A 26,073-nucleotide genomic window follows, 5' to 3' on the forward strand; every position below is an offset into this window, starting at 1 on the left:
AATGGGGGTTACTGCTTCTCTTAAGCCTTAGTCTCTTGTGGCCAAGCATTGCCTCACTGCCAGTTACTGCTGTTTGCGTTGATGCAGAGGCCGATGAGTTGCTGGAATTGGGTGTGTACACGGTGTTTTCGTCGGCAACATCACCTGCCGTGATGCGACAAGCCTGGCAAGAGGCGTCCGCGTATCGGCGTGAGTTGCTGGCGCTTGACATTGAGGATGCCATGCTGGCTTGTCAGATTTATGCGCTCTGGTCTCGAAGTGTGGTCAGGAATCTGTCCATGGCCGATATTCTGATTATGCGTTGCTTGTCTTTACTGCCAGTAGCATAGGCCCACTGAACAGGTGTTTTGTGGCTTTTGTAGGCGGCGCTTGTGCTGAAATTTCTCTTACCAGAACCCATTATGAAATTTAAATTTCATAATGGGTTCTATGCTTTCATCGTCAGGATGCAGAAATTTATTCAAGCAAGGGTTTATCCCTTGTTTCTCTTTGAGATCCTTATTTAAAGCCGTTCTTGACCAAGGATAGCCCGCCCGGTTCTTCCTTTTTTTCTATCCCCAAGGGTAAATACGGAGCCAAATCATCGCATCCATAATTGAAATTTAAATTTTATTAAGTATTATATGAAAAACAAATTTCAATTTTAGGTTGTGTCATGGTCATCAAAGATTCGATCCTGGATATTCTCGATGTCCTGCCCAGTGCGGAGCGGCGTTTGGCCGATGTGGTCCTGTCTCATATGGGGCAGCTGGCGACTTACTCCGCTCAGGAACTGGCCGAGAAAGCAGGTGTATCGGCGGCCACCGCGGTACGCTTTTTCCGGCGTTTGGGTTTTAACGGTTTTAACGAGTTTCGGGTCACGGCCCGCGAGCAAATGGGTGACGGCGCTCCCTTCAAGCGTTTGCACTCCATGTCCAGCAGCGGTATTCAGGCCGATATGACGCCGTTTATCAATGCAGACGTACAGAATATTTCCACCACCTTCCAGAACATCACTGAACAGCATCTGGATAAGTTCACCCAAGCCGCTCTGAAAGCACGACGCATCTGGGTGTTTGGTTTCCGCAATGGCCAGATCCTGGCGTGCTACGCCCACTCTTTACTGCAGCAGTTGCGCCCGGATGTGCATCTGGCGGTGGGCACGGTGGCTCATCTGACCGAGCAACTGGCTGATGTGGAAGCAGGGGATCTGGCCCTCGTGATGGACTTTCGTCGCCGCTCGGTGCTTTTGCCTTCCTTGGTGGAGCATCTGCGGGGCGAGTCGGTACAGATGGCTTTTTTGACGGATGGCCTGGAAAGCTCCTTGCTGCGTTCGCAAGACATCGCATTCACGGTGGCAACACGCGGGGAGTACTTGTTTGACTCGCATACCGGCACGCTCAGCCTGATCAATTATCTGGTCAGCCGGGTGGCCCTGCAGGCCGAGACGCAGGTTGCGCGCAAGTTGCAGAAGATTGAATCCATCCATCGCAGTTTTCAGGACTTGAAGTCCAATAATTAAACCCATAAAAGTGGAGCAGACATGAACAAACATGCCGTTCGGGAGCAAGGCGCGGTGCAACTGTATCTGAACCCTCGTTGCGTTCAGGACAGCCAGGAGTACGACGCTTCCTTGCAATCGATTTTGTCGGTAGCCGCCTTCGAGCAGGCTCAGGCCAGCATTGTGCAGTGGCCCGGTTACGCACCTACCCCTTTGCGTCATTTGCCTGGTCTGGCCGCGCAGATGAAGGTGGGCGGGGTGTACTACAAGGATGAGGCCGGTCGTTTTGGTTTGGGCAGCTTCAAGGCTTTGGGTGGCGCTTATGCGGTCAACCGTTTGCTGTTGCGCCAGTTGCAAGCCCATACCGGCAATACCAGCCTGACGCTGGATGATCTGAAAAATCCTGCCTACAAGGACTTTATTGCTGGCTTGACCGTAACTTGCGCGACCGATGGCAATCATGGCCGTTCGGTGGCCTGGGGGGCGAAGAATGCCGGTTGCCAGTGCGTGATCTATATCCATGAACACGTCAGTGCGGGTCGTGAGCAGGCCATTGCCTCTTACGGGGCCAAGGTGGTGCGCGTGCCCGGTAATTACGATGACTCGGTGCGTCAGGCCGCTGAAGATGCCAAAGAGCATGGTTATTTTGTGGTGTCCGATACGTCCTACCCTGGCTATATGGATGTGCCCAAGGATGTGATGCAGGGCTACACCGTTATGGTGCAGGAAGCCCTGGACCAGATCGGTTCGGGCAAACCTGTCAGCCACGTCTTTATTCAAGGTGGTGTGGGTGGTTTGGCGGCAGCGGTGTGCGCGCATATGTGGGAGCGCCTGGGTGCCCAGCGTCCTCGTCTGATTGTGGTTGAGCCCAACAAGGCCGATTGCCTGTTCCAAAGTGCTGTGCAAGGTAAACCCGTCACGGTCACTGGCGATTTGAATACGGTGATGGCCGGTCTGGCTTGCGGCGAAATCTCCTTGCTGGCCTGGGAAATTCTGGACCCTGGCACCTATGCCTATATGACGCTGGAAGACGATGCCGCCTTGCAAACCATGCGCCGTCTGGCCCGTGCCGATAAAGGGGATGCGCCGATTGTGGCGGGTGAGTCTGCTGTAGCCGGTGTGGCTGCTTGCATGGCTGTGTGCGAGCAAGCGGACTGGCGTCAGGCATTGGGTATTGATGAAAACAGTCAAATTCTATTTTTTGCCAGCGAAGGCGATACCGATGCAGAACTGTATCAGCGCATTGTCGGTATGAGCGCCAAAGAAGTGCTGGCTCAGGAGCCGGTATGAACAGTCCAGCCAGCACATGTTTAGCCATTAATGGCGAACGCCTGCTGCAGCGTATTGCGCAGTTGGCGCAGATTGGTGCGATCGATGGGGGCGGCGTCTGCCGACTGGCCCTGACGGACGAGGACAAGGCAGGCCGCGATCAGGTGGTCAGCTGGATGCGTGATCTGGGCATGAGTGTGGAGATCGATCAGATCGGCAACATTATCGGGACACGCGCTGGCCGTCTGGATGTGGCGCCGGTTATGACGGGCTCGCACATTGATACCGTGCGTACCGGTGGACGCTACGACGGCAATCTGGGTGTGCTGGCTGGATTGGAAGTGGTGGCCAGCTTGAATGATGCCGACGTGCAGCTGGATCGTCCCTTGCAAGTGGTGGCCTTTACCAATGAAGAGGGCGCGCGCTTTGCTCCGGACATGATGGGCAGCCTGGTGTTTCAAGGTGGCTTGTCCTTGCAAGAGGCGCTGGACACCGTGGGCATTGATGGCAGCACCGTGCGCGAGAACCTGGAACGTATTGGCTACGCCGGTTCCGTGCCTTGCGGCCAACCTGATGTGCATGCCTATATGGAACTGCATATTGAGCAAGGTCCGGTTCTGGAGCATGAAAGCATTGATATCGGTGCGGTGACTGGTGTGCAAGGGATTTGCTGGCTGGAGTTCGAGGTGCAAGGTGTCTCCAACCATGCGGGCACCACGCCCATGCACCTGCGTCACGATGCCGGTGTGGTGGCTCAGCAGATTGGCAGTTTTGTGCGTCAGCTGACTGAGCGCTACGGCCCGCCGCAATTGGGCACGGTAGGGCGCTGCGAGCTGTTTCCGAATCTGGTCAATGTGATCCCCAGTAAAGCCGTGTTTACTGTGGATTTGCGTAATGTGGACAAGGCCAGCCTGGATCAGGCCGAGCAGGAGGTGCTGGATTTCGCCCGGCAGGCGGCCGAGCGTGAGGGTGTGCAGATCAAGCATCGCCATCTGGCCCGCTTTGATCCTGTGCAGTTTGATGAACGCTTGATCAGCAAGGTCGAGCAACACGCTAAGGATCTGGGCTGCTCGGTCAAGCGCATGCCCAGCGGTGCCGGACACGATGCGCAGATGCTGGCGCGTTCCTGCCCCACAGGCATGATTTTTGTACCGAGTGTGCGTGGCCTGAGCCACAACCCGGCAGAGTTTACCCACGACAAAGACCTGATAGCGGGATGTTCGATTTTGCTATCGACCTTGGTGGAGTTGGCCCGTGAATAAGCAGTAACCCCCCCCCCGATGACGGGACCGCCGCCACAAGAGCAAAGGCGGACCGCTTTTAACTACCTGGAGAGACAAAACATGAGCAACCTGCTTAAGGACCGCTTGCGTCCTGCCAAAACCTTAACTGCCGTCTGGGCTGCCCTTGCCATCACCGCTATTGCCCCCGTGGCGGTCAGTGCGCAAACCACGCTGACCGCCGTCATGGAGGCGCCCTTGCGCTCCCTGGACCCGGTCATTACCACCTCCTACATTGTGCGCAACTACGGCTATATGGTGTACGACACCTTGCTGGCAGAAGATGCGCAGGGGCAGGTCAAGCCTCAGATGCTGGAAGGCTGGAAAGTGTCCGAGGACGGCCAGACCTACACCATGACCTTGCGTGAAAACCTGCGCTGGCATGATGGCTCGCCCGTCACGGCTGAAGATGCGGTCGAGTCCATCAAGCGCTGGATTCAGTTGGACAAGATGGGCCAGATCATGACGGAGTTTCTGACCAAGATGGAAGTCGTGGATGATCGCTCTTTTGTGATGCAGTTCTCCTTCCCGACCGATATTGCCCTGCGCGCCATGGGCAAGCCCAGCTCCTTGCCGTTGTTCGTCATGCCCAAGGAGGTGGCACGCACGCCAGTTAGCCAGGCGATTACTTCTACCGTGGGTTCGGGCCCATTCCGATTTGTGGAGAAGGAATACCGCCCAGGTGTGCAGGCCGTGTTCGAGAAAAACCCGGACTACGTACCCCGTAATGAGCCTGCCAGCGGCCTGGCCGGTGGCAAGCAGGTCAAGGTAGACCGTGTGCGTTGGGTCGCCATGCCGGATGCCATGACCGGGGTGAACGCGCTGCGCAGTGGCGAGATTGATGTGATCGACCAGGTTCAGCTGGACCTTTTGCCCCTGCTGCAAAACGAGTCGGACATTGTGCTGAATGCTTCTACGGCTCGGGGCGCGCAGACCGAGATGCGTTTTAACTTCCTGCAGCCGCCATTCAATAACAAGCAAGTACGTCAGGCCGCCATGATGGCGCTGAACCAGAAGCCTTTGATGCAGGCGCAGGTCGGCAACCCGGAATACTTTGAAACGTGTGGGGCGGTGTTTGGCTGCCACAGCGTATTCCCGTCACAAGCCGGTTCTGAGGCCTACTTCAAGGGGGATGCCGCCGGTGCGAAAAAACTGCTGGAGCAGGCCGGTTACAAGGGCGAGCCCGTGGTCTTGCTGCATCCCACCGACTTCCTGACTTCGCCCGTGGTGCCGGTGATTGCCCAGCAACTGCGCAATGCCGGGTTCACCGTCAACGTGGAAGCCATGGACTGGCAAACCGTGCAGACCCGCCGCACCTCCAAGCGTCCCGTGCAAGAGGGCGGCTGGAGCATCATCACCACTTATTCGGGGCTGGTGGACGTGAGCAATCCGCTGAGCTTCATGGCGGTGGCCTCCAATGGCGACAAGGCCTGGTTTGGCTGGCCGGATGTTCCTGCCATTGAAAAGACACGCATGGAATTTGCCCGCTCCAGTGGCGAGTCCGAGCTGGGTCGTTTGGCCACGGATCTGCAAAAACACATCATGGATGAAGGTGTGATCGTCCCCCTTGGCGAGTTCAAGATGGTTAGCGCCATGCGCAAGAACCTGAATGGCTTTCTGCAAACCCCGGTTCCGGTCTTCTGGAATGTGGAGAAGCGATGATTGGGCTTATTTTCAAGCGCGTACTGGCCACCATCCCGGTATTGCTGATTGTGGCGCTGGTGATCTTTGTGGTCTTGCGCATGACACATGGCGATGCCGCGGTGCTGGTGGCGGGGGATAACGCGACGGATGCACAGATTGCAGAAATCCGTCATCAGATGGGGCTGGACCAGCCAGTGCCGGTGCAGTTCGTGCAGTGGCTGGGCAGCATGGTGCAAGGGGACTTTGGCACGTCCCTGATCTCCAGCCGCCCGGTCAAGGATCTGGTGCTGGATCGTCTGGGGCCTACGGTTTCACTGACCTTGTTGACTCTGGCCTACACCCTGGCCATTTCCATTCCGCTGGGGGTGTGCTCGGCCTGGTATAGAGGCAAGTCTCTGGATCGCTTTGTGATGGCAGGGTCGGTGGCGGGCTTTTCCGTGCCGGTATTCATCGTGGCTTACTTGTTGATCCTGCTGTTCTCGCTGGAGCTGCGCTGGTTGCCGGTACAGGGCTACAAGCCCTTGAGTGAAGGCCTGTGGGAACACCTGCGACATTTGATTCTGCCTGCGGTGTCCCTGGGCACGGTGTATATCGCCCTGATTACCCGCATTGTGCGCACCAGTGTGATCGATACCTTGAACGAGGACTACATCCGCACCGCCCGTGCCAAGGGCCTGAACGAGCGTCGTGTCCTGACACGTCACGCCCTGGGCAATGCAGCGGTTCCCATCCTGACGATTATCGGCATCAGCATCACCATGTTGATCGGCGGGGTGGTGGTCACGGAATCGGTCTTCAACATTCCGGGGCTGGGACGTTTGGTGCTGGATGCGGTGCTGTCCCGCGACTTTACGGTGATTCAGAGCCTGATCGTGCTGTTTTCGCTGGTGTATGTAGGGGTGAATCTGCTGATTGATATCTCCTACATGCTGGTCGATCCCCGTATCGATTATTGAGCCCTCGCTTTTTACAGGTAGAACAATATGCAAAAGCTCAACAAATTGAAGAAAGTGGTCGCCAGCCATTCGGCCCGTGCCGCCTTGCTGTTCCTGATCCTGATGGCCGCCATGGCGATTTTTGCTCCCTTTCTGGGCACGCAAGATCCCACTCAACTGGACCCCAGCGTTCGTCTGCAACCGCCTTCCGAGCAATTCTGGCTGGGGACGGATGCGCTGGGTCGGGATCTGTATTCCCGTGTGGTGTACGGGGCGCAAGTGTCTTTCATGGTGGGGTTCGGTGTCCTGGCCATCAGCGTGTTCTTTGGCGTGATTCTGGGTTCGCTGGCGGGTTACTTCCGCCGTCTGGATGCCGTCATCATGCGAGTGATGGATGGTGTGATGGCCATCCCTGGCATCTTGCTGGCCATTGCGCTGGTGTCGGTGTCCGGTGCCAGCCTGACCACAGTGCTGATCGCCATTGCTATCCCGGAGATTCCTCGCATGACGCGGCTGGTACGGGGCGTGATTCTTAGCGTGCGTTCCGAGCCGTATGTGGAAGCGGCCATGACGGTAGGGACTTCGGCTTACGTGATCTTGTCGCGCCATATGTTCCCCAACACCTTCGCACCCTTGATTGTGCAGGGCACTTATGTGTTTGCCTCGGCGGTGCTGCTGGAAGCGATCTTGAGTTTCCTGGGGGCGGGCATCCCTCCCGAGATGGCCTCCTGGGGCAACATCATCGCTGAAGGTCGCCTGTATTTTCAGCTGATTCCCGGCATCGTGCTGTACCCCGGCATTGTGCTGTCCATCACCATTCTCAGTATCAACGTCCTGGGCGACGCCTTGCGCGATGCTCTGGATCCCAAGCTGGTCACACGGCTGTAAGTGACGAGGGCAGGAGACATAACAATGAATACCTCTACGACCAAACCCCAATGTGTTTTGTCAGTGAAGGACTTGTGCATTGAAACCAAAGCGGCTCAACCCCGCCAGTTAGTGAACAAGCTTAGCTTCGATGTGTATGCAGGCGAGACCTTGTGCATTGTGGGCGAATCCGGCTCGGGCAAATCCTTGACTTCCTTTGCCATCATGGGCTTGCTGCCGCCCGATACCTTGCGTGTCAGCCAGGGCAGCATCGAGCTGATGGGCGAGAACCTGTTGACCATGAACAAGGAGCATTTGCTGTCCTTACGCGCTTCGGCCATGTCCATGGTGTTTCAGGAGCCCATGACAGCCTTGAACCCGGTGCAACGGGTGGGCGAGCAGATTGACGAAGTGATCCGTATTCACGAAAAGAACAGCTCCCGGCAGGAGCGTCGCCAACGTGTGATCAATATGCTGGAGCGCGTGCGTTTGCCCGAGCCGGAAAAGCTCTTCATGGCCTATCCGCATGAGCTGTCCGGTGGTCAGCGCCAGCGCATCATGATTGCCATGGCCTTGATCTTGCAGCCGCGCTTGTTGATTGCGGATGAACCCACCACGGCACTGGACGTGACCACGCAAAAGCAGATTCTGAGTCTGATCAAGGAACTGCAAAGCGAATGCGGTACCTCGGTGATTTTTGTGACGCATGACTTTGGTGTGGTGGCGGATATTGCCGACCGGATTCTGGTCATGAAGCGTGGCGATAGCGTGGAGATGGGCACGTGTCAGCAGATTCTGTCCGACCCTAAAGAAGCCTATACCCGCTCTCTGATTGCTTCCGTTCCCAATGTGCATCCGCCAGCAAAAGAGGAAGTGCAAAACGAGATCGTGCTCAGCGCCCGTGGTCTGGGCAAGGTTTACGGCTCGGATTGCTGGTTCTCCAAGGGGCGCAAGATGCACGCGCTCAGCGACATCAATCTGGATATACGTCGTGATGAAGTGCTGGGTGTCGTGGGCGAGTCCGGCTCGGGCAAGTCTACTTTGGCCCGCTGCATTATTGGCCTGGTTGAGGCCAGCTCGGGGCAGATCACTCTGAACGGTGAAACCTTGCCCGCCGCCTGCAAGGACCGCAGCCTGGCGCAGCGGCGCAAAGTGCAGATCGTGTTTCAGGACCCGTATCGCTCGCTCAATCCTCGCGTGACGATTGGCCAGTCTTTGACTGAAGGCATGCACAACATCGGTGTTGATCCCCAAATCGCCATCGAGCGCGTGACCGAGGTCTTGTCCATTGTGGGCCTGGACGCGGATGTGCTGGAGCGCTATCCGCATCAGTTTTCGGGCGGCCAACGGCAGCGACTGTGTCTGGCCCGCGCCATTGTGATGGAGCCGGATGTACTGATTGCGGATGAGTCCGTGTCGGCGCTGGATGTGCTGGTTCAAGAACAGGTGCTCAAGTTGCTGGTGGACATCAAGCGCAAAACCGGCGTTGCCATCCTGTTCATTACCCATGACTTGCGTGTTGCCGCGCAGATTTCTGACCGCATTGTGGTGATGCAAAAGGGCCGGATTGTGGAGGCCGGGGACCCAGGGCGTGTCATTAGCCAGCCTAGCCAGGCTTACACCCGTGAACTGGTGGAATCCGCACCCGGCGTGCATTGGGATTTTCAGAATTTTTGTGCTTATGCCTGATTAACACGGCTGTTGGGGTTGTGTTGATTGTGCAGAGCTAAATCCTGCTGCTGGAGTGCGGCAGGGCGTATCGAATCCCGCTTAGGGCGGATCTTAATTGTTGATGGAGTTCAAATCTCATGTCCAGGTTTGTCAATGTAGCAGCGGCTCAGTTGGGTCCTATCGCACGCAGCGAAACTAAAAAACAGGTTGTTGACCGCTTGCTGGCCCATTTGCATCAGGCCAAGAAAATGGATGTTGATGTGGTGGTGTTTCCCGAGCTGGCACTGACCACGTTTTTCCCGCGCTGGTTCAGCGAGGATATTGCCGATTTTGATTGTTTTTATGAAACCCAGATGCCGGGGCCGGACACCCAGCCCTTGTTTGATGCCGCTGCCAAATTGCAGATTGGTTTCTACCTGGGCTATGCCGAACTGGTCATTGAAAACGGCGTAAAGCGTCGCTTCAACGTATCCATTCTGGTCGATAAAACCGGCACGATCGTAGGCAAATATCGCAAGGTGCATTTGCCCGGTCACGGCCAGGACGAGCCTTGGCGTGCATTCCAACATCTGGAGAAATACTACTTCGAGCCTGGTCACGAGTTCGGTGTGTGGTCGGCCTTCGGGGGCGTGATGGGCATGGCCTTGTGCAACGACCGGCGCTGGTCAGAAACCTACCGCGTCATGGGTTTGAAGGGCGTGGAAATGGTCATGCTGGGCTACAACACCCCGGTACACAACCCGCCCGCACCGGAGCACGACGATTTGTCCATGTTCCATAACCATTTGGTGATGCAGGCCGGGGCCTATCAGAACGGCACCTGGGTGGTGGGGGTGGCCAAGGCGGGGAGTGAAGAGGGCATCGAGATGATTGGCGGCAGTGCCATCATTGCGCCGTCTGGGGAGATTGTCGCGGCTTGCTCGACCAAGGGTGACGAGCTGGCGATTGCCCGTTGCGATCTGGATCTGTGCCATTCCTACAAGAGTACGACCTTCAACTTTGAGCGTCATCGTCGGCCAGAAGCGTATGGCCTGATCAGCTCGCAACGTGGAGCGGTGGTGCCATGGGCGTGAACGAACATACAAAAATGGACCTGGTCTGGGATGCGGTCAGCCTGACGCAAGCCTTTGTGCGTATCCCCAGCTTGTCCGGGCAAGAGCAGGCCATGGCGGACTTTGTGCAGCAAGTCATGCGGGAGTTGGGTTTTGACCAGATTAGTGTGGACGACAAGGGGTCGGTGCTGGGCTTTGTCGGCCCGGCCCAGGCTCCGCTGGCCCTGCTGTTTGATGCCCATATGGATGTGGTGCCTATCGCCGGAACCTGGACGGTTGAGCCTTTTGGGGCGCAGATCAAAGATGGCCGCATGTATGGGCGCGGCACCAGTGATATGAAAGCAGGTTTGGCCGCCGCCCTGTGTGGCGCGGCAGCAGCGGCTCGTCGTGGTGCCTTGAAACAGCGTATTGCCGTGTCTGCCAGCGTGATGGAGGAGGTGATTGAAGGCTATGCCTTGTCCCACGCTCTGGAGCAATGCACGCCGGCTGCTGTGGTGATTTGTGAGCCATCGCGTTTGCGCATCATGGTGGGCCAGAAAGGGCGACAGGAGATTCTGTTGCGCTTGCAAGGCCGTCCAGCCCATGCGGCCTTGCCTCATCTGGGGGTGAATCCCATTCAGGCGGCAGCCAAGGCTATTTCTGCTTTGCAGACGCTGGATTTGCCCAAGGATGCGCAAGTGGGCCAAGCCTTGCTGGTGCCTACTGACATTATTTCCGACCCGCATCCTTCCATTTCCCTGATCCCTTCGTCCGTTACGGTACGTTTTGATCGCCGCACGCTGGTGGGTGAAAGCAGCGAATCGGTGTTGAAACAAATGGAGCAATGCTTGCAGGGTGCCGGTGTGGAGGGTTTTTCGCTGGAACTGGTGGACAGTCAGGTACAAACCTATACAGGTCAGCAGGCCAGCCCGGAGCGGGACTTGCCCGCCTGGCGGCTGGATGAGTCCGCACCGTTGGCCCAAGCCATGGTGCAAGCGGTTCAGCAAGCCGGGCGTGTGGTGGAAATGGATACCTGGTGGTTTTGTACCAATGGTTCCGAGTCCGCCGGACGACGTGGCATTCCTACTATCGGCTTGGGACCGGGCGAGGAAGCACAGGCACATACGGCTGATGAGTCGGTAGCGATCGACGATGTTCTGGGGGCCAAGGACATTTACGAACAGCTGTGTATCCAACTGGCAGGACAAGCGTAAGAGCAATCGGAGACAAGTGATGCGTATTGCAGTAGCGGGTTTTCAGCACGAGACCAATACCTTTGGCCCGGCCATGGCCACGATGGCGGACTTTGAGCATGGGGGCGGCTGGCCAGGGATGTGCCGAGCCGAGGCCATCGAGCCTGCCTTGCGTGGGGCCAATATTCCGGCAGCCGGGTTTATGGCCGCCGCCGCACGAGCCGGGGTCGAGTGCGTCCCGCTACTGTGGGCCGCCGCCAGTCCCTCCGCGCCCGTCGAGGCAATGACTTACGAGGCAATCGTGGCGGAGATTCTGTACCGCCTGGAGCAAGTTTTGCCCGTGGATGCGGTGTATCTGGATTTACATGGCGCCATGGTGGCCGAGCATCGCGATGATGGGGAAGGGCATTTGCTGGTTCTGGTGCGCGAGATGGTGGGACCGGATGTGCCGGTGGTCGCCAGTCTGGATTTGCACGCCAATGTCAGCGACACCATGCTGGCGCAGGCCGACATGCTGGTGGCTTACAAAACTTACCCGCATGTGGATATGGGACAAACGGGCGAGCGTACTTTCCAGGCGCTGATGCGATGTCTGCAAAGCGCTCATCGCCCGAAGCTGGCCTGGCATCGATTGCCTTTTCTGATCCCGGCGGTCTGGCAAAGCACCGAGATGGAACCGGCGGCCAGCCTGTACCGTCACTTGTCATCGCTGGAAGAAATAGAAGGCGAGGGGAGCGTGTCGTTCGCCATGGGCTTTCCTGCTGCGGACGTGCCGGAATGCGGAGCGGTCTTGTGGGCCTACGCCCAGACACAGGAAGAAGCCGATAGCCGTTTGGCAGACTTTCTGGATGAGGTGCTTGATAAAGCCCAAGGCTTTCAAGGCAAGCTTTATGAACCGGACGAAGCCGTGCAATGGGCGCTGAGTCACCCCGGTAAAGGCCCGGTGATCATTGCCGATGCTCACGACAATCCCGGTGGCGGCGCCAGCTCCGATACCTGTGGTCTCTTGCGCGCCTTGCTGAAAGCCAAGGTATCGGATGCTGCTTTAGGCTTGATCGTGGACCCGGAAAGCGCTGCTCTGGTGCACCAGGCAGGGGCCGGTAAAACCATTGAGCTGTCTCTGGGCGGTAAATCCGGTGTCCCCGGTGATATGCCCTTGCATGCACGCTTTTATATCGAGTCCGTATCCGATGGCCAGTTCCGCGCCACCGGCCCGTACTACGCAGGCTGTGCCATGAACCTGGGGCCCAGCGCCTGTTTGCGTATAGAGGGCGTGCGCATCGTTCTGGCCTCCTACAAGTCGCAAATGGCGGATCAAAGCATGTTCCGTTTTGTGGGTATCGAGCCGGAGCAGATGAAGGTACTGGTTCTGAAAAGCGCCGTGCACTTCAGAGCGGACTTTGGCAGCATTAGCGACCGCATCATTGTCGGAGCAGCACCGGGAGGAGTTTCCATGCGCACGACAGACTTGCCATGGGAGCGTTTACCGGCAGAGCGCCTGCTGTATCCCGGTGGCCCCAGCCTGTCCCAATGGCGAATCATGCAATCAGAAGGGCGGGCCTATTCACAATAGCTTTGCATTTTTTACCCAAGTAGGTATACTCCTGCCTTCACGGTTTTGATGCAGATTAGCTCGGTAAAACAAGCTTTGAAAATCAGACCGCCTGTTCAGATAAGTGTGGATTTCGATCGGTGCCGGGATTGACTATCAATAATCTCAAATCGAAAGAAAAAATCTAAAAAACACTTGCAAGAAAGGAAGAACAGGGTTATAGTTTAATTCTTTCGGGGCGTAGCGCAGCCTGGTAGCGCACTTGCATGGGGTGCAAGGGGTCGAAGGTTCAAATCCTTCCGTTCCGACCAGATTTTAAAAGGCCTACAGCATTTTTGCTGTAGGCCTTTTTTCATTGCTGCGGGGAATTCTGTTTCCACGAGCTTTTCCTTCTTCTCGTCTGTGTGCTTGCGAGCGTGCTCTGCCGGCAGTTCTAGTTCTGTTTCTGGTATGAGCAGAGTACTCACTAAAATAAAAAGTGAGTGCACATTTAAAAGTTATTTTCTTGGCACATCGGCCTCGCTTATTTTGCGATTCTTTTCTGCTCTGATACAAGAATGAACGGAATAGTGCTCTTCGTTTATTCCCAAAATTTTCCTCAACAGATTTTGCAGAAGTTATTTTTGAGCTTTGTCTCTCTTTAATCTGCTAGCATGCGATTTTGATTATTGTTCTGGAGAGCAGTAGTGGACAGCGTGGATGTAGAGTTAATCAAGCGATTGAGACCGTTAGCTCGAAAAAAAGCAGAAGAGTTTTCTGATGCGCTATCCGAGGGATTGGCGCAGGATCGTAATATCCATCAATTGAGCCTGGATTTACAGGATGAGGTCCAAGCCTATCTTTTGTCGCTTCCAGAAGAAGATAGAGAAACCTTTGAGGCGCTTTACATTGAAGAGTTAAATGCGCAGACAGCCATGGCTAACCAAAGTGCAACTGAAAAACTTGCCCAGGCAGAGGTTATTGAAGCCGAAGGTGCTAAATCGCAGCAAGTGATGTCTGGCATTATTGTCCTGATCGCGATATTAGTTCTTGTGTTTTTCTTGGCAAGATAGGGCGCATGCTGCACGTGCGGCATCTGGTGAAGGATTAAGTGGGAACACCGTCCAAGTCGTGAGGCGGGTATTCAATGAATTACAAGAAACTGAGGAGCCGTGAGATGCGTGTTGTAAAGGTTGGGGCAATTGCGTTGCTTGCATTATTGGCTGCGTGTAAAACGAATATCAGCACCGAAATCAAACTTAGTGAGCTTGAGGGTGGTGCAGGCAAGATGCTGCCCGGTGAACTGACGGTCGAGGTTAGTGCTTGCAATCATTATGAAGATTCTCGCAAGCCCTCTAATTCCCTGCTGGAAGCTCAGCAAGCTATTCCTGGCATATTCAAAGATGCAAAGTATATGGAATGCTATCAGCAGCGAATGAATTCTTATGCCCGATTTGAGTTGCCTGTTGCCTTGGATACCGCTGGTAGCGATAAGCTGTTTTCTGAGGAACATATCAATTTCCGTTCCCATGAGAATATGTTGCTCGGCTTGGTTATCCCTACTCAAATTAAAGAGCGTATTAAGTCCGCCACGAAAGGGAAGGTCGCCGCAAGTGCTTTGGTGATGAGTTTTTCGATTAAGGTCACAAATGACCTTAATCAGGATCAGCCTTTGGTAGCTTACTCCGTGTTTGCTGATGGGAAAGCGTTTGTTGCTGATAGGCTGTCGCTTCATAAAGGCAAACACATGACACTCCAGTTGTCTGACGTGTCAGTTCAAGCTGCGGTGCAAGGTAGTTATGCAATTGTGCTCGGTAGGGTTGCGCAATAGAAACGTAGACAAGGTGTCGCTGTAAGAAAAGCCCGCATTGCGGGCTTTTTGTTTAATCAAGTCCTGAGTAGCGTGATTACCACCCCCAGCAAGTTCCCGCCGCAGGCTTGCCGCAATTGCGGTAGTTCACCGCAAACCACAGTTTTCCTGCACCACGTGGGCTACCGTCAGATTTGACGTCGTTGCGTGGCAGTTCTTCCAGGGTTTCGCGCGCTGTTTTAGTGTCGGAGTCACTGGCAGCGTTGGCTTCCAGGACGATGCGGCCTAGCGCTGCTGCATCACGGTTTTCGAAGACCAGATCCGTGTCTTTCAGCGCTGTCATTTTCAGGGAGGCATCACGCACGGCAGCCGTGTAGCTGTCGTCCGAACCACCGGGCTTCAAGGCCTTGTTCAGCGTGCTGGCGGCCAGAATCTGCACCGGTGTGGCGGGTGGAGCCATCAGGTATTCGTCCAGCTTGGCCAGTTGGCCTTCCGAGGCTTGGCGACGCAGCCAGTCGCCCCACAGAAATTCGGCGTATTCAGGCAGGTTGCCGTTGCTATAGGCAATGTCGCGGGTGAAGTACACCAGGGAGCGATAGCGATCTTCCTGCATGCCACCGGCTTCTTTTTCGTTGGCCAGGCCAAGGCGAGTGGGCAGTTGTTCGACGGTAATGGTTTGGTTTTTACCATCACGCAGCCAGACCAGTTTTTCTTTGCTCATGCGCTCCCAGAAGGCAGATGCCTCGCGGATATCGCTGTAGTTGGCGCTGACTTTGACCCAGACGGGCAGTTTGGGGCCGCCGTCAGGAATCTCGCGCAAGGAGGAGAAAGTATGGTGGCCATCGGTCAGGTACAGATTGCCGTCCCAGCCTACGACCACGGTTTTAAGGTTTTCTGTTTGTGAGCCCAACGGGTCTTTGCACAGATACGTGGTGGGTTGATCCAGGCGGGCCGCTTGCGCCTCAGCGATCGTCAGGAATTTCTGGGCGCGCTCGGTACCGCCCATATCCTCGCAGTAGTCGTCAAACTTCTTGCCGATGGTGCGATTCAGGTAGTCCAGGTGCTGTGCGGGATTGTTGGCCCAGGTAGGGCGGTCCAGATCGCCTTGCCAGCGTCCCAGCTTGTAGTAGACCTGATCGTAGCCAATGGCCGCCTGGGTGGGATGCAGTTCTTCTATGCGGACCTTGATGACATCGCCTGCTTTGCTGTCCAGATAGGCCGTGTTGCGGGGTGGTTCCGGCTCTTCAGTGACAGGTGGCGCGACGACGGGGGCTTCGGGGGACGGATTGCCACCTGTGCTGGAGCCACTGTCGCAGGCTGCCAAGACCAAGGGCAGCAGAGCGATGCCCAGGGCGCGCAAGAGCTGTTGCCGGGCGGGGACAAGAGAATGCAAATAAGCGAGGTTCATGGTCCGTTGGGGATTTTGTTGGAAGATCCTAGATCATGGGGGATGGGTATTGCCGGAACATTGCATTCAGAAACATTTATCGCTTGTGCTGGAGAGGAGGCTGCTTGTCACGATCGGGGGCGAAATTGTGACCAGCTCGCCTAGTTTCCTCTAAGGCGAACTGAATCCCGTACACTGTCCGCGCTTAAATGAAATCGACAAAGCACTTCCAGACTTGTGGAAGTTGATTTTAAAAGGTTCTTGATGGCGCTCTACAGAAAAGCCTGGCTGTTTACGTTGTTCAATATCTTGCTCCTGGTCGCCTTGTATTTTGGGCTACCTGTGTTCGACCGTGTGTTGGGGACATTGGGGTTTTGGGTGTTTGGCTTTTACATTCTGGGCCAGGGCCTGGTGGCCATGACGGTTTTTACTTGCCCAAAGTGTGGCCTGTCGCCGTTCATGGGTAGCCAGAGCCTGTTCACCAGCTATTCGCCGTTTCCGCGCAAGAAGTGTGGTCAGTGTGGGCATGACCACACTCAGACTGAGTAGGGCAAGCTGCGATCCGGCGATCCGGTGCAGTCATCCCTTGTTGACTCAGCCCTTGCGCAGCGGGTTCTCCTTCCTGAATTAGTCCGGGTGGTGGTTGTGATCGACCACCATATTGTCTCCAAAGGTGGAGAATTTGGCGGTCACCTCGGCGGGTAGTTTGGCTTCTGCTTCGCTGGTGTTCTTGACCAGACGTTCTGCCGCTTCAGCGCTCATACCTGCCATCGTTAGAGTCTCGACATCGTTCAAGCCATCGCCACCGCACATATGGACATTCCATTGCCCATGGCGACTCTTTAAGAGCGCACGGCCACCGCGCGCCAGTTGCGTCCAACCGGCCAGGGCATAGTCACCCTCGATCACGATAGGCTCCACCACAAGAGGCGCTTCGGGACTGTCCCAAATCGCCTTCATGGCCTGGGAGATGCGATCGGTCTCTGACGGCGCAGCGCGAGCCACGCCCGTGAGCATCGCGAACAAGATGAATAAAGCCATGGAGAAAAAAAGGCCGTGGAGTGTCACCTTAAAGGTCTGGCGATATTGTGAAGCGGTTTTCATAAAAACTCCTTGTTTCTCAAGCTAATAAAGGACAGGGTGGGGCTTTCACCCCGAGCAGTGTGCTCATCTGACTTGTTGGCAGCCAAGGGGCAGTGATCCGGTATGTAAAGCTCAACGGCTGCGGTCTGACGTGCATGACAAACCCCTTGAGAAGATAAAAAAACGGGATCAATACTGGATCTGCACACCGGCAAAGACCGATCGCCCTGTACCCGGCTCGAACAAGGGCGAGGAGGCGGTGGCGTAGTCCGTAATGCTGGCGCTGGCGATGTATCGGCGATCCGTCAGGTTGCGGCCATCGATATAGAAGGAGTAGGGGCCGCGCTCCCAGCCAGCTCGCAAGCCCAGCAGGGCATAGGAACTGGTTTTGGTGGTGTTTGCGTTATCGACGTAGTAAGCCTGCGGCACCCATTCCACATTGGGACCAATGTGAAAGCCTGAAGGGTGTTTGTAGATAATCTCTGCGCGCAGATAGTGCTTGGGCACACCGGGCATTTGATTGTTGTTCCAGTCCTGATCGTTGTCGAACTTGAAGTTGCTGTAGGTGTAGGCGCCTTTGACCTCCAGGCTGTCACTTTGCAGACCTTGTGCAAATAAGCCTCGGGCGGCCGTCCATTGCATGCCCAGCTCTATGCCTTGATGGCTTGTGCGATCCGCGTTGACGGTCTTGTCGCAAATGTTCCAGGGCGCGCTGATGCATTGCAGCTCATTTTTGACGCGCGCATGGTACAGGGAGACGTCCCAGGCCACGTCCCCGCTTTCTCCTCGGGTGCCAATTTCGAAGGTGGTGGCGCGTTGGGCTTGCAGGCGATCCAGATCATTGCTGGTCGAGAAGGTCATATCGTCAAACGTAGGCGGCTCGGCGCTGCGGGAAATATTGCCGTAGATTTGCCACTGCGGACCCGCCTGCCACAACAGGCCCAACTTGGGATTGAAGAAGTGGTAGCTCTTGTCCCCGGATCGCGTGGTAGGCAGGCCGCCGTTGTACCGATCCTGGCGCTTGCGCTGAGCGTGCAGGTATTGCAGGCCGGTGATCAGGGACAAGTCCGAGCCCAGACTCCAGGCGTTTTCAGCATAGATGCTCAGGTTGTTGGACCTGTCTTTGCTAGCAGACAGTTTTTCCAGTCGTTTACCTCCCACGTTTACCGAGTTTTGGGCATCAATCTTGCCGGCCGACCAGGTCAGGCCCAGCGTGAAGCGATTGTCTCTGCCCGCAAGCGGGCTGGTGTTGACCAACCGGCCGTAGGCGCCGTAGGTGCTCGTGTCCCTATCAACAAATTGATAAATAGGGTGTCGCAACGAACTTTGTTCAAACCAGCCACCTAGTTCGTACTGCGTCTCGCCCATGACCAGCACTGTGCGGTTGGCAATGCGACCGCCGTCCAGGTTGAGCTGCCAGTCGTTTTGCTTATTTTCTTTGGCGGCTTGTCGTGGATTATTCAGAGCCTGATCGCGGCTGACCGAGCCGGGAATATCCTGGTGAATCTGGTAGCCGCTCAGGTAAAAACGGGTCTCTGCCCGGTCTGATAAGCGCCAGCCCAGGTTTGCATTCGCACGTAGGGAATGGCCGGCGCTTTGCTCTCTATAACCATCTTGAGTTTGCCAGGAGCCGGAGATCACACCGTCCAGTGTATCGCCCGCAAAGCCGCTGCTCAGTTGCACGCGTCGCCAGCCAAAACTACCGGCATCCAGACGTCCTTGAAAGGCGTCGGCATCATGGCCGGTAGGGGTGACGAAGTTGATGGCCCCGCCCAATGTGGCGGCTCCGTATTGCAAGGCATTGGCACCTTTATAGACCTCGGTATAGCGATAGGCCGTAGGGTCGATACGATGGAAGTTGCTGCTGCCGTCCGGGTCGTTCAAGGGGATGCCGTCCTGATACAGGCTGATGCCCCGTAGATGGTAATAACGCGACAGCCCTGAACCCCGTATGGATAGGCGCGCATCATCACCCCATTTGGGCTGCGCAAACACCCCCGGTGTGTAGTCCAGCATGTCTTTGACGGTAGCGGCTTTGGTATCACGCCAGGCGCTTTCGGGCACCAGAGCGACGCCGCCCGCGGTTTGTTCAATATTTTTTTGAGCAGTTTGCAGGCCCGGCACAGTCAAACTTTTGCCACGGTCTGGAGTGACGACGACGGGGGCCAGTGTTGGCGTTTGTGCATGAGCAAGGCTTGCCCAGGAACTGGAGAACAGCAAGGTCAGAGCCAGGACGCTGATTCGTGTGCGCGGTGATCCTGGCGCTAATTGGACAGAGGGCAGAAAGGGGGCGGCCTGCACAGCGCATGCCTGTGCAGAAATACAAAAAATAGACATAAAAAAACCTTGAATGACTTCGCTGAAAAGCGACTGCACATATGGCAGTCGGCCACGAGAGATCAAACAAGGTTGGCAGGCGGAGCGCGTGACCCGAGTGGTGGCCCCAGCGCGGGTAAGGGGGGCAAGGTCTGATTGCGGTGCACCAGCAGCAAAGGCGGGTGATCCATCGGTACATCCAGGCTTGCCATGTCGGCACTGGGCAAGGCCACTTGGGATAGAACCAGGGCGTAAGGGCACTTCTGGATATCCGCGTGTTCATTGGATAGTGGCGGATCGGCCTGTCCTGTAAGGCTCATCCAGATCGTGCTGGGCGTGCCACCGGGGGCACACAGCGTGACGGAAAAGAAGCCGTTTTGCTCGTCAGCCTTGTCCGGCATGTATCCTGCCGGCACCAGCGAACGGCACAAAAATGACAGGATCGCCAGGCAAAAAAGAATTTGCCAGGCTATGCCATTCTTTGCGGGAGAGCGGTGCCGTTGGACAGACATGGCGCAATTGTATTCCAACTGCTTCTCAATTAGATTTGATTTACGTAATCTGCGGACTCTTTAGTAAGTGGCGGATTACGATTTTGCCAAAGCGATGGCGCTGTTGCAGATAGCGATAGGCCTCATGGGCGTTTTTAAAATTGAAGACCTGATCGATAACGGGATGGATTCGGTGCTGGCTAATGACTCGATTCATGGCTTCCAGATCGCTGCGGCTACCCACACCGATGGCTTTGTAATTGGCCTGGCTAAAGACCAGATCCATCACGTCCAGCGATTCCACAGATTTTCCTAAGGAGCCGACCAGGGACACCTGCCCACCCACAGCAACCGCCTTGATGGATTGTGCAATCGTCACTGGGCCACCGACATCAATAATACGATTGGCACCTTCGCCATGCGTGTAGTGTCGTACAAGTTCGGACCATTCTGGCGTGTCTTTGTAGTTGAAGACCTTGTCAGCCCCTAGTTGCAGCAGCTTGTCGAACTTGTCGTCGGAAGAGGTGCTGGAAATCACGTGGGCTCCCATTGCCTTGGCCAGTTGAATGGCAAAAGTCGAGACACCACCCCCTCCTTGTGTCAGCACCGTATCACCCGCATTAATCCCTTCTAGTGCTGACCAGGCGGTCAAGGCTGCGCAAGGCAGGGTTGCCGCCTCTTCAAAACTCAGGTGGGTGGGCATAAGTGACAAGGCCTCTGCCGAAACGACTTTGTATTGAGTGAGCCAGCCGTCATGCTCAACACCATATTGTTCCCGACCTGCGTAGGCGGGGCCACCGAACCAGTTCGGGAAAAAGCTGTTGATAACACGGTCGCCCAACTTGAAGCGCTGCACGCCGGGGCCAAGCGCATCAATGATTCCTGCTGCATCTGACAGGGGTACAGCCCCTGGCGTATTGGGATAGCGTAATGTGCCTTTCATGACCAACAAGTCTCTGAAGTTCAAGGCTGAGGCCATGACTTGAACCCGCACTTGTCCGGGACCAGGTTCGGGAAACGGTTCCTGACGTCGCTCCAGATAGTCCACACTGCCATATTGCGTAAAACGATAGGTGTCCATGCTTGCTCCTGTTGCTTCTTGTAAGAAGCATGCTAGGCCCGAGGTGTCAGACGATCTATAGTTAAAAATCTGATTTTCCTGTCTTATCGTCTGATGGCCATGAACCCCCTTGATGAAATTCTGGATGGCATGCGTTTGCAGCATGCTTTGTATGCGTGCTTTCAACTGCGTGCGCCTTGGGGCGTTAGCTTTGACACCGGTGAGTATGCGCGGCTGTTGATTGTCAGCAAAGGGGCTTGTTATTTGAAGGGAGAGCAGCGGGCAGATCCCGTGCTGCTGGAAGCGGATACCTGCATGCTTATTCAACCAGGGGTGCAATTCTCGCTGTGTGACGGCAAGGAAAATTCGCTGGTTTCCTGTGATACTTTGGCTCGGTATCCGTATGCCGAGCCGATCATCCATGGTGGTGACGGGGTTTCGACTGAAATTGTGACGGCTCGCTTTGCTTTCAACAAGTTGGCGGCCGAACCCCTGTTCAATGCGCTTGGCCCCATGGTGCATACTCGTTTGAAGACGGAAGATGCCCACGCCATAAAAAATATCCTGGATGTGCTGCAAACCGAAGTGCAAAGCCGAGATTACGGAACTCAGCTGATTAACGCACGCTTGGTTGATGTGATGTTCATTAAGGTACTGCGGGCTTTATCTCGCTGTGCCTCATTTGGGGCAGGGTTGTTAGCGGGTATTCGAGACCCCAGGATGGCCCCGGTCTTGCAAACTGTGCATCAGCAGATTGCGCATCCGTGGTCGGTGGAGGAAATGGGGGCACTGATCGGGCTGTCCCGGTCTACCTTTTCTGCTTTGTTCAAGGCGGCTGTTGGGCAAGCACCATTGGCCTATTTGACGGCTTGGCGTATCTATAAAGCCAAGCTTTTGTTGGCAGCCGGTTCGCAGACAATAGGGCAAATTGCCGTGCAGGTGGGTTATGACAATGAGTCCAGCCTGAGCCGTGCTTTTAGCCGTTTGGAAGGAGTCTCGCCCGGTGTCTGGCGGCAGAGGCAACGAGCCGGCACTTGATAAACGGCCCTGTTGCCATGTCCACAACAGAGCTCCCAAGCCCCTGTTTTGAAAGCGAAGCAAGCTGCGGGGAGGCGTCAAGCAAGACTGTCCAAGACAGACCAAGGTGTCCGCCTAGTAAAAACCCGCTTGGATGTTTTTCCGGGAAAGGCCTACTATTAGCTCTCAATTATCGGATATGAGAATTTTATGGTGTATGACTACGTCATTGTGGGTGCCGGGATGGCCGGTGTGTCTTTGGCCTACCGTTTACCGGAAAGCGCCCACGTGCTTGTTCTGGAAAGAGAATCCCATGCTGCGTATCACTCGACGGGGCGCTCGGCCGCTATGTTTGTTGAAACTTACGGTACTGAAACGATTCGTGCCCTGACCGTCGCGGGTAACGATTTTTTCAGTCATCCGCCAGACGGTTTTAGCGATCAGCCAATTTTGCTGCCGCGTGGCGTGCTGTATGTGGGCACAGCCGAGCAACAGGATTTGCTGGACAGTCAATATGAGGATTGGCATGAGCAAGGGCTGGATGTCAGCCGCATGACGGCCGAGCAGGCACTGACGTTGGTGCCATGCCTGGATCCGGCGCAATTGGCGGGCGCCTTGTATGACGGGCAGGGCCAAGATATGGATGTGCATGCCTTGCATCAGGGGTTCCTGAAAGGGGCACAAGCAAAAGGCGTAACGCTGCGTCTGGATACAGAAGTCCTGTCCGCGCAATGGGATGGCGAGTGTTGGGACGTTCAGCTCAGCTCTGAGCCCGGTACTGTGCGCACACGTGTTCTGGTCAATGCAGCCGGTGCCTGGGCCGATACCCTGGCCGAGCGTTGTGGCCTCAAAGCCTTGGGGATTCAGCCTAAGCGCCGTTCAGCGTTTTTGTTCTCGCCACCCGAAGGGATGGATCACCGGGATTGGCCGGCAGTGATTGATATTGGTGAAGAGTTTTACTTCAAGCCCGATGCAGGCATGTTGTTGGGGTCGCCGGCCAATGCAGATGATGTGGACGCGCATGATGTCGTGGCCGAAGAGCTGGATGTGGCCACCGGCATTTACCGCATTGAAGAGCGCACCCAGCTTCGTATCCGTCGTCCTAGCCACACGTGGGCAGGACTGCGTAGTTTTGCTCCTGATGGGGAGCTGGTCATTGGTCACGACACACAATGTCCCGGTTTTTTCTGGCTGGCGGGGCAAGGCGGTTATGGGATTCAAACCGCAGCAGGTGCGTCCTTGCTGGCGGCCAGTTTGTTGCAAAAGCAGGATTTGCCCGAGTCCTTGAAGGCTTTGGAGATTGATCCGGCTGTGGTGTCACCGGCTCGTTTCAGAACATAAAAACAGCAGCACTTTGATCTCCTGGAGGAGAAAGCATGTCGAATATAAGAAATATCCTGGGCATTGCGATGGCCTTTGTCGGTGTGGTGGTGGGGGCCGGCTTTGCATCAGGACAGGAGGTGTTGCAGTTTTTCAGCAGCTTCGGGTATTGGGGATTGCTTGGAGGGGTGGTCAGTGGTCTGTGCTTCACGATACTGGGTATGGCGGTGGGGGAGCTGAGCCAGGTTTCAGTATCGCATTCGTTTAAAGAAGGGTTGTATTTGATTTGTGGGCCGCGTCTGGGCGTGGTGGTCGACATCATGATTACCTTCTTCATGTATGCCATTGCGGTGGTGATGTTTGCCGGTGGCGGCTCGCTGATGGAGCAACAGTGGGGCGTACCGGCGCAGTACGGCAGTGTCGCCGTCATGCTGATTACCGTGCTGATCGTGTTCTTGCGCGTGGATAGGGTGATGGCCTTTATTGGCAGCGTCACGCCCATTCTGGTTCTGATGATGGTTTTCCTGTGCATTTACAGCTGGAATACCCGGGACTTGCCATTGGAGGAGTTGGATGTCATCGCGCATACCAAACCTCAGGGTGCAGGACATTGGTTAGTCGGCGCGTTGCTGTACGTGTCCTACAACATGGTGGTGGGGGCGCCGTTTCTGATGATCGCAGGGGCGCAGGCTACATCGCGCCGCAATGCGCTGTTGGGTGGACTGGTCGGTGGTTTGCTGCTGGGTTTTTTGATCGTGCTCATCAGTGCCGGTGTGTTTGGCCGTATTGATACCATTGGCTCTGCCGCCTTGCCTATGCTGATGCTGGCGACCGAGCAATCCAGACTGCTGGGTACCATTATGTCCGTGGTGGTTTTTGCCATGATTCTAACGACGTCGGTCGGTGTGCTGTATTCCTTCTCAGCCCGAATTTTTACCCCTAACACGCGTAAGTTCAATATTGGTACGGCCATTGCCGGAGTGCTGGGACTGGTGGGGGCCAAGATTGGTTTCATCAATCTGGTCGGCACGGTCTACCCGTTTTTTGGTTATCTGGGCTTTGTGTTGATGGCCTGGATTTTGATTGCCTGGTTTCGTTTGCGCCGCTTACAATCCAGGAATGCGACGTAATGAATTGCTCAGCAAGGAACAGGTAGGATCTCGCCTGCGTCAAGCCCGACATAATCAAAAACAGACACTCAAGCAGGTGTCTGAAAAAACGGGCTTGGCGCTTTCTACCATTTCCAAAGCAGAACTAGGGCAGGTCTCCTTAAGCTATGAAAAATTTGTGGTTCTGGCCCGCGCCCTGAATATTGAGGTGGGTTCCTTGTTTGCCATACCGGATGAGGAAAACACGCAACGCTTGCCCACCACTGAAGTGGGCATTTCCAGCCATAAGTCCACCGCCACCCCGGGCTATGCGACGCGTAATTATGAATACGGCCTGTTGTTTGGCGAACTGAGCGGCAAACACATGAACCCGATTCTGGCCGTCATTGACTCACGCGATGCCAGCGAATTTGACGACTATATCCGGCATGCCGGGCAAGAGTTTGTGATCGTCCTATCCGGCGCTATTGCTATTCAGTTTGAAACTGGCGAGACCTTGTTTCTGAACACACACGAGTCTGCGTATTTTGACAGCGGCATTGGACATATTTACTTGTCGACCAGCGAAGACGACGCGAAGGTTGTCGCCGTCTGTACCAGCGGTTTGCCGCCGGGACTGGTTTAGGATGGGGCCGATACCGATACGTCGTTAAAAACCGGCAGCACGGTGCTGTCTGGCTTGGCTGACACAGGAGGGGTGCCATTGGACTTCAACGGCGCCACACAACGCGCGGTGGCGTTTTGAAAGTAGACGGTGCCTGCGGGGCGGCCTTTCAGACGAGCCAGTTCGGGTTTGGCCTGGATGGTCGCGTCGGACAAGGGAAAGACGATGCCCCGTGTGGGGATGGTGTCGCGTGAGCTTGTCCCCGTATTGCTGCCGCCTTTGAAAATCCGTACATGGGCAGGGTCGCGATTGGGGTCGGAGATAACCCATTCGTGCAGACCGTTGGCCATGTCCTGTATGCCCAAGGGGTTGGGCGGAAATGCACCCGTCTTGTGTTTGTTCGCGCCACTATCTGGTTCCGGCAGATTTCGACCTGCTTGCCATTGGCCGTTGTCGGTAGCCCAAGGAATCGCTTGCCCGCGGCCGCGGGCCGCGTACTCCCATTCGGCCTCGGTGGGCAAACGCATGTCCAGGCCACTGTTTTTTCCCAACCAGGTGCAAAAGGCTTCGGCTTCGTCATAAGGCATATTGGCGGCCTGTTCATCATCGCCTTTCACGGGCTGCCAACGGGCAGGGCGCTGGGTTTGCTTCAGGAAGCGGTCATACAGGGCGTTAGTCGCCTCTTTTTTCATGATGGAAAACGCGCTGACCTCTACCGGGTACGGATCCAGAGCACCCTGATCGGCTTGTGCTACCCATTGCACGGACTGCTCGCCGTCGGGAGCACGCATGGGCACCTGGAAATTGCCGGCCATAAATGAGCCGCCTTCTACCGGGATCAATTCAGGACCGGGCTCAGGGCGCGTAGGCAAAGACCTCAGTACCAGTAAAAGTAAGATGCTGGCAATGATGAGGGTGACGCTGAGCCGCACAGGGGTATGACGCAATCTTGTTTCCTTGCTCTTGACGACTCGC

At 55.8% G+C, this 26,073-nt stretch carries 24 protein-coding genes and 1 tRNA gene; 19 read left to right on the forward strand and 6 right to left on the reverse strand.

What is annotated here, in order from left to right; all coding sequences use genetic code 11:
• Positions 1 to 35: 35 nt before the first annotated feature.
• The 14 genes from CA948_RS04515 (at position 36) to CA948_RS04580 (ending at position 14,732) form a co-directional block, all read left to right on the forward strand.
• Positions 36 to 329, forward strand: a complete 294-nt coding sequence (locus CA948_RS04515; protein ID WP_108727435.1) for a hypothetical protein — start codon at positions 36 to 38, stop codon at positions 327 to 329.
• Positions 330 to 655: 326 nt separating this feature from the next.
• Positions 656 to 1,501, forward strand: coding sequence for a MurR/RpiR family transcriptional regulator (locus CA948_RS04520; protein ID WP_051316192.1), 846 nt, complete (start codon positions 656 to 658; stop codon positions 1,499 to 1,501).
• Between the two features lie 21 nt (positions 1,502 to 1,522).
• Positions 1,523 to 2,770: a diaminopropionate ammonia-lyase gene (locus tag CA948_RS04525; protein ID WP_108727436.1), complete on the forward strand. Its 1,248-nt coding sequence runs from the start codon at positions 1,523 to 1,525 to the stop codon at positions 2,768 to 2,770.
• Positions 2,767 to 4,011, forward strand: coding sequence for a Zn-dependent hydrolase (locus tag CA948_RS04530; RefSeq protein WP_086069504.1), 1,245 nt, complete (start codon positions 2,767 to 2,769; stop codon positions 4,009 to 4,011). The genes CA948_RS04525 and CA948_RS04530 overlap by 4 nt, the downstream gene beginning before the upstream one ends.
• A gap of 81 nt (positions 4,012 to 4,092) precedes the next feature.
• The gene (locus tag CA948_RS04535; RefSeq protein WP_108727437.1) at positions 4,093 to 5,691 is read left to right on the forward strand and encodes an ABC transporter substrate-binding protein; all 1,599 of its coding nucleotides are present in this window, start codon (positions 4,093 to 4,095) and stop codon (positions 5,689 to 5,691) included.
• Complete coding sequence (locus CA948_RS04540) at positions 5,688 to 6,629, forward strand: ABC transporter permease (protein WP_009454334.1); 942 nt, start codon at positions 5,688 to 5,690, stop codon at positions 6,627 to 6,629. Before CA948_RS04535 ends, CA948_RS04540 begins: the two co-directional genes overlap by 4 nt.
• A gap of 27 nt (positions 6,630 to 6,656) precedes the next feature.
• Entirely contained in the window at positions 6,657 to 7,496 is an 840-nt protein-coding gene (locus CA948_RS04545; protein WP_094196612.1) for an ABC transporter permease, read from the forward strand.
• 24 nt (positions 7,497 to 7,520) lie between these two features.
• Complete coding sequence (locus CA948_RS04550; protein WP_108727438.1) at positions 7,521 to 9,164, forward strand: dipeptide ABC transporter ATP-binding protein; 1,644 nt, start codon at positions 7,521 to 7,523, stop codon at positions 9,162 to 9,164.
• A 119-nt stretch (positions 9,165 to 9,283) separates the two neighbouring features.
• Positions 9,284 to 10,219, forward strand: coding sequence for an N-carbamoyl-D-amino-acid hydrolase (locus tag CA948_RS04555; protein WP_108727439.1), 936 nt, complete (start codon positions 9,284 to 9,286; stop codon positions 10,217 to 10,219).
• On the forward strand, positions 10,210 to 11,391 hold the full coding sequence (locus CA948_RS04560; protein ID WP_094196615.1) for a YgeY family selenium metabolism-linked hydrolase: 1,182 nt from the start codon (positions 10,210 to 10,212) through the stop codon (positions 11,389 to 11,391). Before CA948_RS04555 ends, CA948_RS04560 begins: the two co-directional genes overlap by 10 nt.
• 19 nt (positions 11,392 to 11,410) lie before the next feature.
• Complete coding sequence (locus tag CA948_RS04565; RefSeq protein WP_108727440.1) at positions 11,411 to 12,943, forward strand: M81 family metallopeptidase; 1,533 nt, start codon at positions 11,411 to 11,413, stop codon at positions 12,941 to 12,943.
• Between the two features lie 213 nt (positions 12,944 to 13,156).
• Positions 13,157 to 13,233 (forward strand) — tRNA-Pro (locus CA948_RS04570).
• 375 nt (positions 13,234 to 13,608) lie between these two features.
• The gene (locus CA948_RS04575) at positions 13,609 to 13,974 is read left to right on the forward strand and encodes a hypothetical protein (RefSeq protein WP_108727441.1); all 366 of its coding nucleotides are present in this window, start codon (positions 13,609 to 13,611) and stop codon (positions 13,972 to 13,974) included.
• Positions 13,975 to 14,048: 74 nt separating this feature from the next.
• Positions 14,049 to 14,732 (forward strand): DUF7424 family protein, encoded by a 684-nt coding sequence (locus CA948_RS04580; RefSeq protein WP_094196617.1) that lies wholly within the window; start codon positions 14,049 to 14,051, stop codon positions 14,730 to 14,732.
• 76 nt (positions 14,733 to 14,808) lie between these two features.
• Here CA948_RS04580 and CA948_RS04585 read toward each other — a convergent pair whose 3' ends face one another.
• Complete coding sequence (locus CA948_RS04585) at positions 14,809 to 16,119, reverse strand: ParB/Srx family N-terminal domain-containing protein (protein ID WP_108727442.1); 1,311 nt, start codon at positions 16,117 to 16,119, stop codon at positions 14,809 to 14,811.
• 243 nt (positions 16,120 to 16,362) lie between these two features.
• On the opposite strand from CA948_RS04585, the gene CA948_RS04590 reads away from it, so the two are divergent.
• Positions 16,363 to 16,647: a hypothetical protein gene (locus CA948_RS04590; protein ID WP_159086117.1), complete on the forward strand. Its 285-nt coding sequence runs from the start codon at positions 16,363 to 16,365 to the stop codon at positions 16,645 to 16,647.
• Positions 16,648 to 16,725: 78 nt separating this feature from the next.
• Here CA948_RS04590 and CA948_RS04595 read toward each other — a convergent pair whose 3' ends face one another.
• The 4 genes from CA948_RS04595 to CA948_RS04610 all read right to left on the reverse strand — a co-directional run bounded on the left by CA948_RS04595 (position 16,726) and on the right by CA948_RS04610 (position 21,069).
• Entirely contained in the window at positions 16,726 to 17,202 is a 477-nt protein-coding gene (locus CA948_RS04595; RefSeq protein ID WP_108727444.1) for a copper uptake system-associated protein, read from the reverse strand.
• A 168-nt stretch (positions 17,203 to 17,370) separates the two neighbouring features.
• Entirely contained in the window at positions 17,371 to 19,518 is a 2,148-nt protein-coding gene (locus tag CA948_RS04600) for a TonB-dependent receptor family protein (protein WP_159086118.1), read from the reverse strand.
• Positions 19,519 to 19,580: 62 nt separating this feature from the next.
• Entirely contained in the window at positions 19,581 to 19,898 is a 318-nt protein-coding gene (locus CA948_RS04605; protein ID WP_094196622.1) for a DUF2946 family protein, read from the reverse strand.
• Between the two features lie 151 nt (positions 19,899 to 20,049).
• Entirely contained in the window at positions 20,050 to 21,069 is a 1,020-nt protein-coding gene (locus tag CA948_RS04610) for a zinc-dependent alcohol dehydrogenase family protein (protein ID WP_108727446.1), read from the reverse strand.
• 99 nt (positions 21,070 to 21,168) lie between these two features.
• Here CA948_RS04610 and CA948_RS04615 point away from each other — a divergent pair, with 99 nt between their 5' ends.
• The 4 genes from CA948_RS04615 to CA948_RS04630 all read left to right on the forward strand — a co-directional run bounded on the left by CA948_RS04615 (position 21,169) and on the right by CA948_RS04630 (position 25,119).
• Positions 21,169 to 22,086 carry an AraC family transcriptional regulator gene (locus CA948_RS04615; RefSeq protein WP_159086119.1) on the forward strand — a complete coding sequence of 306 codons (918 nt, stop codon included), beginning with the start codon at positions 21,169 to 21,171 and terminating at the stop codon, positions 22,084 to 22,086.
• Between the two features lie 189 nt (positions 22,087 to 22,275).
• Positions 22,276 to 23,406, forward strand: a complete 1,131-nt coding sequence (locus CA948_RS04620) for an NAD(P)/FAD-dependent oxidoreductase (protein WP_108727448.1) — start codon at positions 22,276 to 22,278, stop codon at positions 23,404 to 23,406.
• A 35-nt stretch (positions 23,407 to 23,441) separates the two neighbouring features.
• Complete coding sequence (locus CA948_RS04625) at positions 23,442 to 24,515, forward strand: YkvI family membrane protein (protein ID WP_108727449.1); 1,074 nt, start codon at positions 23,442 to 23,444, stop codon at positions 24,513 to 24,515.
• Positions 24,505 to 25,119, forward strand: coding sequence for a helix-turn-helix domain-containing protein (locus CA948_RS04630; protein WP_094196627.1), 615 nt, complete (start codon positions 24,505 to 24,507; stop codon positions 25,117 to 25,119). The genes CA948_RS04625 and CA948_RS04630 overlap by 11 nt, the downstream gene beginning before the upstream one ends.
• Here the strand turns inward: CA948_RS04630 and CA948_RS04635 are convergent.
• Positions 25,116 to 26,045, reverse strand: coding sequence for a formylglycine-generating enzyme family protein (locus CA948_RS04635; RefSeq protein WP_108727450.1), 930 nt, complete (start codon positions 26,043 to 26,045; stop codon positions 25,116 to 25,118). The two genes, CA948_RS04630 and CA948_RS04635, sit on opposite strands and share 4 nt — an antisense overlap.
• Positions 26,046 to 26,073 lie beyond the last annotated feature (28 nt).

This window comes from Alcaligenes aquatilis, assembly GCF_003076515.1.
In the GTDB taxonomy this organism is placed as follows: domain Bacteria; phylum Pseudomonadota; class Gammaproteobacteria; order Burkholderiales; family Burkholderiaceae_B; genus Alcaligenes; species Alcaligenes aquatilis.